A 12,647-nucleotide genomic window follows, 5' to 3' on the forward strand; every position below is an offset into this window, starting at 1 on the left:
AATGGGGAGGCCAGGTGCCTCCCTTTTTTTATGGGCACGAGATGTTGGCAAAAGGAGACAGCCGTCACCTTTTGATGTCGCTGATTGGTGACATCTATCTCTATGATTTTACTATACGGCAGAGGTACGATGAAAATGTGTTGGCATTTGGCGACACATTTGCCAGACCAGATGGTCTGAATGGGCCGCTTTCACTGCTCGCTTACCTGCAAGAGCCTGAACAGAAAGGGGCTTTTATTGTTGGCATGATCTTTGCTATAATTATCGCGCTGCTCATTCGCTTGTTTATGAATGCCACCGCGCTGCGGTCAGAGCTCATAAAGCCCGAATGACGCACCAAACGGAGCCTGCCGTCCACCACACCGATAATCGTATGCATTGCATCGTTATCAAGCATCGGACGTAACGTTGAGTTAGGCTCCACCCATTCTCACGCGTGGCTAAGGCGGCGCGTCTGCGGCAGGCCAGATGGTCTGCCGTTTTCTTTTCTGCCTCTTCCTTCTCCGGGCCGACTCCGCTAGCATCCGGTAAGCGTATCTTTATGGAAGCCGTCGCGTGAAAAAATGGCGTTTTTTCCCCCAATCTCTGCGTCAGCTGGTGCTGATGGCCTTTTTGCTGGTGCTCCTGCCCTTACTGGTACTGGCCTGGCAAGCATGGGAAAGCCTCTCCGCACTCAGCAATCAGGCGGCGGACACTAACCGCAACACCTTTACCGATGTCCGGCGCAGCGAAGCCATGGCACGAACCGCCATTGAGCTGGAGCGCAGCTATCGTCAGTATTGCGTACTGGGTGATGCCTCGCTGGCGAAGCTGTATCAGACGCAGCGGATTCGTTACAGCCAGATGCTCAGCTCCCATGCTGATAATCTGCCCGATTTACCGGCTTTTAAGACGCTACGGGACACGCTGCCGCTGTTGGAAACCCTGCAGTGCCAGAACGGTAATCCGATGGGCAGTGCTGCGCAGGCGCTTGACCGTTTTTCCGCAACCAACGCACAACTGGTGCACGACACGCGGGAGGTGGTATTCGCCCGCGGCTTACAGCTGCAGCGCGAAATCGCCGATCGCGGTCAGTTCTTTGGCTGGCAGGCGCTGATTCTGTTCATTATCAGCCTGACACTCACGCTGCTGTTTACCCGCATGATCATCGGTCCGGTCAAAAGTGTCGAACGGATGATTAACCGCCTTGGCGAAGGGCGGGAACTGGGCAGCAGCATGGTGTTTCGGGGGCCACGGGAATTGCGTTCGCTGGGGCAACGTATTGTCTGGCTGAGCGAGCGGCTGCACTGGCTTGAATCTCAGCGACACGAATTTTTACGCCACCTTTCACACGAACTGAAAACCCCGCTGGCCAGTTTGCGTGAAGGCACGGCGCTTCTGGCGGATGAAGTCGCGGGCGTGCTAAATCCGGAGCAGAAAGAAATCGTCTCCATACTCGATACCAGCAGCCGTCGTTTGCAGTACCTGATTGAACAATTGCTCGACTACAACCGCAGGCTCGCTGATGGGCCAATCACGCTTGAGGCGGTCAAACTGGACGATATTGTGCATGACGTTGTGAATGCCCACGCCCTTTCGGCGCGTAACAAACAGATGCATGTTGAGATCGATCTGAAGGCCACAGATTGCCTGGCTGAGCCTATGCTATTAATGAGTGTGATCGATAACCTCTACTCTAACGCCGTGAACTATGGCAATGAATCCGGTAACATCTGGCTTCGTAGCCAGCAGCAGGGCGATACAGTCATCATTGAGGTCGCTAACAGCGGTACGCCCATTCCCGAGCATGAGCAGGCAATGATTTTTGAGCCCTTTTTTCAGGGCAGCCATCAGCGCAAAGGGCCGGTTAAAGGCAGTGGGCTGGGGTTAAGTATCGCAAAGGATTGTCTGCGCCGTATGCACGGCAACCTGCAACTGGTCAGCCGCGATGACGCGGATGTTTGTTTTCGCATTGAACTGAATACCACCGCCGGGAAAGTCTGAAGTATGAAATTTTTTGCCGCGATTCTTATAAGCGCACTGAGCACCCTGATGCTCAGCGGCTGTGCCTCCTCACCGGCGACCTCGGCATCCCAGCCCGCACCAAACTCTGTCGCGGTGCCTGAAACGCGCCTGGTGGATTATCTGACAACCCGCTGTAGCGATATCTGGCATATTGAAAACACTGCCGCGCTTGCCAATCCCCTTTACTGGATGCGCAGTATTGACTGCGCCGAACGACTTTCGCCCGCGGAAGCCCGCGCCGAGGCGCACCGCTGGCCAGTAGACAGCTGGTCGCGAGCCTTTAAACAGGGCGTACTCATGGCAAATGGCAACGTAACGCCACTGGAACGGCGCGACTATATCACCGAGCTGGACAGCTACAGTGAGCAGTTCCCGCAAAACCTGCGGGCACTCATCCAGCTCTGGCGCAGTAACCAGGCGGCACAGCTGGATTTAAGTGCGCTACGTTCGCGGTACGTCCATCTGCAGCAGAGCAGCGATGCGCAGACGGACGCGCTGCGTCAGCAGCAGATAAAATTACGGCAGCAGTTAAGCGATACGCAAAGCAAGCTGGAGCGGTTAACCGATATCGAACGCCAGCTTTCGTCGCGCAAAACCTCAGAGATGCCAGAAGGCAGTCATGGAACGGCGTTGCCACAAGAGGAAGAGCAGTAATGATAAAACATGCGGCACATCTGCTGCTGGTGGATGATGATCCCAGCCTGCTGAAACTGTTAGGGATGCGGCTGAGCAGCGAAGGCTATCAGGTGACCACCGCAGCCAGTGGGCCTGACGCGCTTCGGCTGTTGCAGAAAGAGAAAATCGATCTGGTGATAAGCGATTTGCGCATGGATGAGATGGACGGCCTGGCGCTTTTTGGCGAAATCCAGAAACGCCATATGGGCTTGCCGGTCATCATTTTAACCGCACACGGTTCGATTCCAGAGGCCGTCGCGGCAACCCAGCAGGGCGTATTTAGCTTTTTAACCAAACCGGTCGATCGCGATGCGCTTTATAAGGCAATCGATGAAGCGCTCGCGCAGCGCGTCCCGGTCAGCGACGACCGCTGGCGGGAAGCCATCGTAACACGCAATCCTCAGATGCTGCGCTTACTTGAACAGGCGCACATGGTTGCTCAGTCGGATGTCAGCGTGCTGATCAACGGGCAAAGCGGGACGGGTAAAGAGGTGCTGGCGCAGGCTATCCATGCTGCCAGTCCGCGCGCCGACAAGCCGTTCATCGCGATCAACTGTGGTGCCTTGCCCGAGCAGTTGCTGGAATCGGAGTTATTTGGTCACGCGAAAGGTGCCTTTACCGGTGCGGTCAGCGCACGCGACGGCCTGTTTAAAGCGGCCGAAGGCGGGACGCTGTTTCTGGACGAAATCGGCGATATGCCGCCCGCGCTGCAGGTTAAACTGCTGCGGGTCATACAGGAGCGTAAAGTCCGGCCGCTTGGCAGCAACAACGATATTGATATCAATGTGCGGATTATCTCCGCCACGCACCGGGATTTACCGAAAGCGATGGAGAAAAACGAATTCCGTGAAGATCTCTTTTATCGCCTGAACGTCGTTAACCTGAAAATACCGGCGCTGCATCAACGTACCGAGGATATTCCGCTGCTGGCTAATCATCTGCTGCGCCAGGCCGCGGACCGTCACAAACCGCAGGTGCGCAGTTTTTCGGTGGATGCGATGAAGCGCCTGATCTCCGCCAGCTGGCCTGGTAACGTGCGTCAGTTAGTGAATGTGATTGAACAGTGCGTGGCGCTCAGTTCCTCGCCGGTGATCAGCGATGCGCTGGTAGAGCAGGCACTGAGCGGCGAAAACAGCGCATTACCAACCTTTGTCGAGGCGCGTAATCAGTTTGAACTCAATTACCTGCGCAAGCTGTTGCAGATGACCAAAGGAAATGTGACCAACGCGGCGCGTCTGGCTGGACGTAACCGTACTGAATTCTATAAGCTGCTGTCACGTCACGAACTGGACGCCAGTGACTTTAAAGAGTAATTTTCTGCCGCACCAGCCTGCAGCATGGCCAGCGACATTTATACTTAAAAAATCCCTCTGACCACGGAGGGCGCGAGGAAAGGGTCTGACATGAAAAAGATCGATGCAATAATTAAACCATTCAAACTTGATGATGTGCGCGAAGCGCTTGCTGAAGTCGGCATCACCGGGATGACCGTAAGCGAAGTGAAAGGCTTTGGCCGCCAGAAAGGGCACACGGAACTCTACCGTGGGGCAGAGTATATGGTGGACTTTCTGCCGAAGGTGAAAATTGAAATGGTGGTAGGCGATGATATCGTGGACACCTGCGTCGAAACCATCATGCGCACCGCGCAAACCGGCAAAATTGGCGACGGCAAAATCTTTGTTTTCGATGTCGCTCGCGTGGTGCGTATCCGTACCGGTGAAGAGGACGAGGAAGCGATTTAATCCTTTTCAGAAGCGAAGCTTGCTTCTGAACTGCGACTGCGATGCGGGACAACGTTTATCGCTGGTCAGTGTGCCCCTGCCTGATTTCAGGAAGGGGCAATAATCAGTCATTTCCAGCACGTTATCATCTGGGCAACATTAACTTCAAATTGTACAACTCACTTATTATCTCTTTGTATCGCATTAATTTTTTGGTTTTTTATTTCGATTAGCATGTTGTTTGTTATTTAAGGTTAATGTTCTTTCATTTGGCTATTAATCTAAATCAAAAACGACTAATGATCTTAACGTTATCATGGCGCTTTTATAATTGGGTGCAGTTAATCATAGCCTTATGTTCTCGCGTGTTATAACTACGGCCGTTAATAAAGGGACGTGTAATTTACTCTCTTAATATCTACAGGAAAACCGAAGGCGCGTTGACAGAAAATGACTTATACAATGAAAGTAAAAGGGATAATGATATTCGCTCTGATTCTCGCATCCTGTCAGACCGTTTCCGGCGAAGATGCGCTTTACAGTAAAGTATTAACCGCTTCGCATTATCATGATAGTAAGGGCTTATCAGACAGCGATTACGACAAAATAGGGGAGCTTATAGCCCAGGGGGAAACCCGCTGGATAAGACTTTATCCCGTGTTAAGCAAATCGCCATTCTTAGGGATGACCTCTTTTCAGGAAAGTTTAAATATTGTCATGGCCTGTGCTTTACCTGAGAATCCCAACGAGGTGTTAAAATTTGTTGATGAGGCAAATATTGATCACATATGTGCAGCGCCTTTTATCGAACCGGGCCGTGATGAACTGCGTGACTATTTTAACGAAACATTCCCGACATTACATAAAGCTTTGCCAGAAGGATACTGGAAACAATCCTGTTTGCTGAAACTAAGAAAGGCCCTCGCTGATACATTGCCATCAATAAAAGAAAGTTAAACTCTGCTATTTCTTCCCATGCGTTAACGATTACCCGGCTCAATAGTGGTAAGTAAAACGCTGCCATGCGTGCGAAAGCGCCTGGATAGGCGGTAATCTGTTCCGCTATGAAAATATGTCCGACTCCGACTCCGACTCCAACGCGTCGCTCTTCACGCATGAACACTGTAATACGCACTGAACGGCTCCTTACTTTCAGCGTATAACAGATGCCAGAAGGGCCGTTCATAGCCGCAAATTACATTACCTTATGCGGACCAAACACCTCATAGTGAATCCTGTCCGCCGTCACGCCGACCGCCAGCAGCTGCTGAACGACGAACTGCATAAAGCCCAGCGGCCCACAAAGATAGAAGTGGGTATTCACCTCCTGCAGACGTGGTGAAACGCTCGCCAGATCCATAAGGCCTTGCGCATCATAACGACCTGCATCGCCCTGATTTGGCTCGCGATACCAGATATGTTGGGCAAAATCAGGCAACAGGTCACCGGCCGCGCGCACTTCATCTGCAAAGGCATGCTGCTGGCCGTTTTCAGCGGCATGTAACCAGTTGACCGCTGCCGGGTGCTGCCGGGTAGCCAGCGCATGCAGCATGGCCAGCATCGGCGTTTGCCCTACGCCCGCTGAAATCAACGTGACCGGCGTCGTCGGACTTGCCTGGAGAAAAAAATCCCCGTGTGGAGGCGTCAGCTGAATCTCATCGCCTGCTTTGGCCTGTTGATGCAGCCAGCCTGAGACTGTTCCCCCGGCTTCCTGTTTTACCGCAATTCGGTAGGTCTGCGCATTGCTGACGGTGGTGAGTGAGTACTGACGAATTTGCTGATAACGGAAGCCCGCTGGCTGCAGATGCAGTGACACATACTGCCCCGGCCTGAAGGACGCAATGGGTTTACCATCAACAGGAGCGAGGGTAACGCTTTTGATCACGTCACTTTGTTGCTCAATCGCGCTGATGAAGAAGGCTCTCGTGCCGCGCCAGCCGCCTTGCTGGTGTGCCGATGCCTGATAAAGGGCTTCTTCACGCTGGATAAATATATCGGCCAGCACTGTGTAGGCGCGTCTCCAGGCGGCGAGCACCGCTTCGCCAGGATTCAGCATGGCGTCGATAGAGGAGAGTAAATACTCACCCACAATTTTATATTGCTCAGGTTGGATCGTCAGACTGGCGTGCTTTTGGGCAATTTTTTCGACGGCTGGCCGTAGCGCCGTCAGATTGTCCAGATTGGCCCCGTAGGCGCAAATCGCATTAAACAGCGCTTCACGCTGTGCGCCATTGCGCTGGTTGGCCCTGTTAAAGACATGCTTTAACTCTGGATGATGAGAGAGCATCTGACTGTAAAAATGGGCCGTCAGATCGGGGCCGCATGCCGCAATCGCGGGAAGGGTGGATTTCACAATGTGAATCGTCTTGGCATCAAGCATGGGAATACCTCACTTAAAGTTGCATTTTAAATGCATCTTATGGCCGGGCGTTTTGTTCTGTAAATAGCGTTGTGGTTTACAGGAAGACTGAGCGGCAAATTTTCAGACGGAGAAATGGAAAATTTCCGTTACAGGGTGCGGGGAAAAACAGCGGGAAACCGCTTGCAAAGCGAGCCAAAAACACATCGCCAATGCGAAGCCAAACGTTTGCGTAAAAAGAGGGGATTGGCCCTACCGTCCCCTGGTAAAAGGGTTTACACTGTCTGCCTTCGCCCTTTGGGGGCGTAATTTGCCGATTTAAAGATAGCCAGTCAGGAGATGCGGATGTTAAAGCGTGAAATGAACATTGCCGATTATGATGCCGAGTTGTGGCAGGCGATGGAGCAAGAGAAAGTGCGTCAGGAAGAGCACATTGAACTGATTGCTTCTGAAAACTACACCAGCCCGCGTGTAATGCAGGCGCAAGGTTCACAGCTCACCAACAAATATGCTGAAGGCTATCCTGGCAAACGTTATTACGGCGGCTGCGAGTATGTAGATATTGTTGAGCAGCTGGCTATCGATCGTGCGAAAGCGCTGTTTGGTGCAGATTATGCCAACGTACAGCCGCACTCAGGTTCACAGGCTAACTTTGCTGTGTTTACCGCCCTGCTGCAGCCAGGCGATACCATTCTGGGTATGAACCTCGCGCACGGTGGTCATCTGACGCACGGTTCGCCTGTTAACCTGTCGGGCAAACTCTACAATGTCGTGCCTTATGGTATCGATGAAACCGGTAAAATTGACTACAACGAACTGGCTGAGCTGGCAAAAACGCACCAGCCTAAGATGATCATTGGCGGTTTCTCTGCGTACTCGGGTATTTGCGACTGGGCCAAAATGCGCGAAATCGCAGACAGCGTTGGTGCCTGGTTGTTTGTGGATATGGCGCACGTTGCGGGTCTGATTGCGGCTGACGTTTACCCGAACCCTTTACCGCACGCGCACGTTGTGACTTCTACAACCCACAAAACGCTGGCCGGTCCGCGTGGCGGCATCATTCTGGCGAAAGGTGGCGACGAAGAACTGTACAAAAAGCTTAACTCTGCGGTTTTCCCTGGCGGCCAGGGCGGCCCGCTGATGCACGTCATTGCGGGTAAAGCCGTGGCGTTCAAAGAAGCGATGGAACCCGAGTTCAAAACCTACCAGCAGCAGGTGGCAAAAAACGCGAAAGCGATGGTCGAGGTCTTACTGGAACGCGGTTATAACATCGTGTCAGGCGGCACTTACAACCACCTGTTCCTGATTGATCTGGTGAGCAAAAACCTGACCGGTAAAGAAGCGGATGCGGCACTGGGCCGTGCCAATATCACCGTGAACAAAAACAGCGTGCCGAACGATCCGAAAAGCCCGTTTGTCACCTCCGGTGTACGTATCGGTACCCCAGCGGTCACGCGTCGTGGCTTTAAAGAAGCGGACGTGCGTGAACTGGCCGGCTGGATTGCTGACGTGCTGGACGATGTGAACGACGAAGCCACGATTGAACGCACGAAGCAAAAAGTGCTGGATATCTGTGCGCGCTTACCGGTTTACGCCTGATCCCGTCAGGTGAGTCAACGGTTGAAAAAGGATGGCCCCGGCCATCCTTTTTTATTGCCCGTCTCACGTGGCTCTGACAAAGTATCGACCTCTTAACACGACCGGTCACACTATTGCTGGAGGGAACATGGCAATCGGCTCCGCCAGATGGCTTGGATTAAGCTATTTCACCTACTTTTTTTGTTACGGTATTTACCTGCCTTTCTGGGGCGTCTGGCTAAAAGGCGTGGGACTGAACCCCGAACAAATTGGCCTGCTGCTTGGCTGCGGCATGGTGGCGCGTTTTGTAGGCAGTTTGTTCATCGCCTCGCAGGTTAAACATCCTTCTCAACTGATTACGGCGTTGCGGCTGCTGGCGCTGCTGACCTGTCTTTTTGCCGTGGGATACTGGACTGGACAACAGTGGTTGTGGCTGCTGTTAGTGATGACCGGCTTTAATCTGTTTTTCTCCCCGCTGGTGCCTTTAAGTGATGCGCTGGCGGCGACCTGGACGCAACAAATTGGTCTGGCCTACGGGCCGGTGCGCCTCTGGGGTTCTCTGGCCTTCGTCATCAGTTCGTCGTTGACCGGTATGCTGGTGACGGCTTTTTCATCCCAGGCGATTTTAATGCTACTGTCAGCGGGCGTCATAAGTATGCTGGCGGGTATGTTGCTGACGCCGCAAACACACCCTCAGGGCAGCGAACGCAAGAGCAACGTCAGCGGTGGCTGGCAGGCCTGGCGCGATCTGATACGGGAAAACGCGATCTGGCGTTTCATGGTGTGCGTCACCCTGCTGCAGGGAGCGCATGCGGCCTATTACGGCTTCAGCGCGATCTGGTGGCAGGAAAGTGGCTATTCCGCCTCGCGCATTGGTTATCTGTGGTCGCTTGGCGTGGTGGCAGAAATTGTGATCTTTGCGCTGAGTCACCGTCTGTTTCACCGCTGGCAGGCGCGCGATTTACTGCTGCTGTCCGGCGTTTGCGCGTTAATTCGCTGGAGCCTGCTGGGGGCCAGCACGGCACTGCCGGTGTTGATTGTGGCGCAAATTCTCCACTGCGGTACGTTTACGGTCTGCCATCTTGCAGCCATGCGTTTCATTGCTTCACGGCAGGGTGCGGAGGTGATTCGGTTGCAGTCGCTCTATTCGGCGCTGGCGATGGGCGGCGGTATCGCCGTGATGACGATGATTTGTGGCGTGCTGTTTACCCATCTTCATGGACAGCTGTTTTGGGTGATGGCGCTGGTGGCGCTGCCTGCGCTGTTTCTGCGCCCGCGTCAGGACTCCAGCAAATAACGAATGCGTTGCTGATGATATTCGGTCAACGGCAATTCTGCGTGGATCAGCGGGGGCGAAAACAGCGGCAGGGAGGTGACGTAAGGCGAGATGATCAAATCAACTTCGCGCGGCGCGCCGTCGCGCTGAAAGTCATCCACATGCTGATAGGTGATATTAACGGGTAATAAGGTGATTTCCCGGATCTGCTGCTCAACGTCCTGTTCCAGCGCCGGATCGTCACCCGTCAGGAGCAGCACCTGTTTTTCCTGAAGGGCGCTGCTCTGCATCAGCCATGCACCAAAAATAATGGTTATCAGACTGACTTCTTCCGGTTTAAAACAAATCGCGTATTCCTGCTCAAACGCCACCAGCGCCTGCTGAGTGGTTCGCAGCAGGCGCGGATAAAGCCTGGTTACGTCTTGTGCCACACTGTCATCAATGCCAATAGTAAAGTAAGTGCGATCCAGCGCCTGCGCCAGGTGCGTATACAGTTGCTGCTGGAGTTCGGCACGTTCAGGAAAAGGGGTGCCTGACGAAGCCTCGAAGTCATCGATCAGCTGATGCGTGGCGCGCATGAGCCGCTGTTCACTGGCGTGACGGATGGCGTCCGGATGCGGCGCGTGGATGAGGCTGAACAGTAATGTCCAGAAGTCGGTTTCACTCGCATCCGGTGCGAGATGGCACCGTTTTTTCCAGTGACGAATGACATCAGTGGCCGCGCGGCGCTCCGCCTTCATCGCCAGCCAGGCCTGCTGTTGTGCAGTAAAGAGGGCAGGCTGGCGCTGGCACAGGCCGTATTTCATAAATATTTGTAAAAAGAGTTGATCGCGTGTACTGAAAGGGCGATCAAGGCACAGGCTGCAGTGCTGGATGAGTGCCTGTAGATTGGTTTCATCGTAGAGCGCCTTCTCAATTTTCATTTGCTTAAGGCGCTGGCGAAGCGGTGTCGCAAAATGCTCACAGACAAACGTCTGCGACAGACGCAAACTGCGCCGCAGGTTATGTATAAGACAAATTCGTCTGTCCAGCTCTGTACCATGAATGCGCAAGCTGCCATCCACCATTTGGTGAAGTTCCAGTTGATGATAGCGCTGTATCTCATCACCCACGGCGGCAATATCTTGCCTGGCGGTGGCAGCATCCACGCCGTTAAGCAGGCTTAACCGGGTGAGCGTCAGCACGGGAGTGGGCAGAAACAGCAATAACAACAGGTGGCAGCGACGCTGAGAAACGGTGAAGAGTGGTGCTGAAGATGTAGCAGAACTCATCAATCAATATTCCCGCTGGCTATTTTTAGCTAAGAATAGTCAACTGCCCTGACCGGTGAAGGGTTTACCCGGTTTTTTGTTCAGAGGTTTAAGGCGGGTCACAAAATTTTGTTACTTATGAAACCTTTTTATCAGGAACGTTACTTTATAACATTATGAAACGCATGTTTTTCGCACTGCTAACCCTGATAAGTTCGTCAGCACTGGCACATCCTCACAGCTTTATTGATATGAAAACGGAACTGGTTGCTGACGGCGATCGGTTTACGGGCCTGAAAATGATCTGGACCATGGATGAAATTACCTCCGCCGATCTTCTTTACGACGCGAGCGATGCGAAACCGGGCACCGTGGTCTGGAAAAAACTGGCAGCCGGCGTGATGGCGAATGTGCTGGGACAACATTATTTTTCTGAAATCTGGCATAACAAGCAGCGGGTGAAGTTCTTGAATCTACCAAAAGAATACAATCTGTCACGCAGTGGCAACAAAGCGGTGCTGGAGTTTGTGTTGCCGCTGGCCGAGCCACCCACATTAACCGGTCAGCGCTTTGAGATTCTCACCTTCGATCCCACGTATTTCGTCGACATGTTCTATGACAAGCCTGACGCCTTAACCGTGCCGCCAGCGTTGCAGTCACGCTGCGCCTTCATCTTGCATACGCCAAAGCCGAATGACTCGTTGAAGCAGTATGCCTTATCGCTCGACAAGGCCGATGCGCCACCCGAAGAGATGGATCTGGGCAGGCAGTTCGCGCAAACGGTGATTCTGACATGTCACTGACGACCATAGCGCGGCCCAAAAAACGGCTGTGGCCACTGGCAGTATTCATGGTCGGGCTGGTGACGGCGGTCAGCGCGATCTGGCTGTACTGGCCGCAAATTCTGCTGCAAAGTGTGCTCTGGCAAAAAATTCTCAACCGCGAGATGACGCAGCTCCTGCAACAGGTCGCCGAACATCCGCACCGGGCTGGCCTGTCATTACTGGCGTTTAGTCTGGTGTACGGCATCCTGCATGCGTTAGGACCTGGGCACGGTAAGGTTGTTATCACCACTTTCCTGGCCACTCATCCGGCAAAACTGAAAACCAGCATGAAGCTGACGCTGCTGGCATCGCTGTTACAGGGTTCAGTCGCGATTGTTCTGGTAACCCTGATGCTGGTGGTATTGCACACCTCATCACGCCAGTTGCATCTGAGCAGTTTCTGGCTGGAGAAGGGCAGTTATCTTCTGGTGATTGCCCTGGGAATCTGGACAGGTTATCGGGCGGTCAACTCTCTGTGGCGACTGTTCCGACCGAAACCGGCGATGAACATTCGTGCTCTGCATCCACACCATCATCATGATGATCAGTGCGGCTGCGGTCATGCTCATCTGCCCAGTGCACAGCAGGTAGCCGGTGCCGTTAACGTGAAAACCCAGTTACTGGTGGTTCTGTCGATGGGGCTGCGGCCCTGTTCAGGAGCCATTATGATGCTGCTGTTTGCTAAGGTGATTGGCGTTTACCTCTGGGGCGTCCTCTCGGCGGCGGTGATGGCGATGGGAACGGCCCTGACCATTTCGGCGATTGGTCTGCTGGTGCAGCGATCGCGTTCGCTGGCGCAACGGCTGAGTGCAAACAGCCACATAAGCGATCGCGCACGCAGTCTGTTGCCTCTGTTGGCTTTGCTGGGAAGCGTCATGTTAATCGTTGCGGGCTGTGCGTTATGGCAATCTGCTCAGCCGGGGTTGGCGGGCGGCATCCGGCCTTTCTGATTTCTATAGC

At 53.5% G+C, this 12,647-nt stretch carries 12 protein-coding genes; 10 read left to right on the forward strand and 2 right to left on the reverse strand.

The features are described from left to right. The first annotated feature begins 41 nt into the window (after window positions 1–41). From C1N59_RS05460 to C1N59_RS05485, 6 genes are all read left to right on the forward strand, one after another. Window positions 42–332, forward strand: a complete 291-nt coding sequence (locus C1N59_RS05460; protein WP_394550406.1) for a hypothetical protein — start codon at window positions 42–44, stop codon at window positions 330–332. 223 nt (window positions 333–555) lie between these two features. Next, a complete protein-coding gene (locus C1N59_RS05465) occupies window positions 556–1,983 on the forward strand; it encodes a sensor histidine kinase (RefSeq protein ID WP_394550407.1) in 1,428 nt (475 codons plus the stop codon). A 3-nt stretch (window positions 1,984–1,986) separates the two neighbouring features. Continuing rightward, on the forward strand, window positions 1,987–2,658 hold the full coding sequence (gene qseG, locus C1N59_RS05470) for a two-component system QseEF-associated lipoprotein QseG (RefSeq protein ID WP_033740913.1): 672 nt from the start codon (window positions 1,987–1,989) through the stop codon (window positions 2,656–2,658). Further along, window positions 2,658–3,992 (forward strand): two-component system response regulator GlrR, encoded by a 1,335-nt coding sequence (gene glrR, locus C1N59_RS05475; RefSeq protein ID WP_006120648.1) that lies wholly within the window; start codon window positions 2,658–2,660, stop codon window positions 3,990–3,992. Before qseG ends, glrR begins: the two co-directional genes overlap by 1 nt. Window positions 3,993–4,082: 90 nt before the next feature. Continuing rightward, entirely contained in the window at window positions 4,083–4,421 is a 339-nt protein-coding gene (glnB, locus tag C1N59_RS05480) for a nitrogen regulatory protein P-II (RefSeq protein WP_003848647.1), read from the forward strand. Between the two features lie 429 nt (window positions 4,422–4,850). Then, window positions 4,851–5,357, forward strand: coding sequence for a hypothetical protein (locus tag C1N59_RS05485; protein ID WP_394550408.1), 507 nt, complete (start codon window positions 4,851–4,853; stop codon window positions 5,355–5,357). A 238-nt stretch (window positions 5,358–5,595) separates the two neighbouring features. Here the strand turns inward: C1N59_RS05485 and hmpA are convergent, their stop codons facing one another. Continuing rightward, window positions 5,596–6,780: an NO-inducible flavohemoprotein gene (hmpA, locus tag C1N59_RS05490; protein WP_277282956.1), complete on the reverse strand. Its 1,185-nt coding sequence runs from the start codon at window positions 6,778–6,780 to the stop codon at window positions 5,596–5,598. Window positions 6,781–7,104: 324 nt separating this feature from the next. On the opposite strand from hmpA, the gene glyA reads away from it, so the two are divergent. Together glyA and C1N59_RS05500 are read left to right on the forward strand one after the other, a co-directional pair. Continuing rightward, a complete protein-coding gene (gene glyA / locus C1N59_RS05495; RefSeq protein WP_033740908.1) occupies window positions 7,105–8,358 on the forward strand; it encodes a serine hydroxymethyltransferase in 1,254 nt (417 codons plus the stop codon). Window positions 8,359–8,485: 127 nt separating this feature from the next. After that, a complete protein-coding gene (locus tag C1N59_RS05500) occupies window positions 8,486–9,634 on the forward strand; it encodes a 3-phenylpropionate MFS transporter (protein ID WP_394550409.1) in 1,149 nt (382 codons plus the stop codon). Here the strand turns inward: C1N59_RS05500 and csiE are convergent. After that, a complete protein-coding gene (csiE, locus tag C1N59_RS05505) occupies window positions 9,616–10,884 on the reverse strand; it encodes a stationary phase inducible protein CsiE (protein ID WP_058707699.1) in 1,269 nt (422 codons plus the stop codon). The genes C1N59_RS05500 and csiE overlap by 19 nt on opposite strands. A gap of 155 nt (window positions 10,885–11,039) precedes the next feature. On the opposite strand from csiE, the gene C1N59_RS05510 reads away from it, so the two are divergent. Together C1N59_RS05510 and C1N59_RS05515 are read left to right on the forward strand one after the other, a co-directional pair. Further along, window positions 11,040–11,666: a DUF1007 family protein gene (locus C1N59_RS05510; RefSeq protein WP_110268118.1), complete on the forward strand. Its 627-nt coding sequence runs from the start codon at window positions 11,040–11,042 to the stop codon at window positions 11,664–11,666. Then, window positions 11,657–12,637, forward strand: coding sequence for a nickel/cobalt transporter (locus C1N59_RS05515; RefSeq protein ID WP_039340000.1), 981 nt, complete (start codon window positions 11,657–11,659; stop codon window positions 12,635–12,637). The genes C1N59_RS05510 and C1N59_RS05515 overlap by 10 nt, the downstream gene beginning before the upstream one ends. Window positions 12,638–12,647 lie beyond the last annotated feature (10 nt).

It is taken from the genome of Pantoea sp. SGAir0183 (assembly GCF_043545505.1).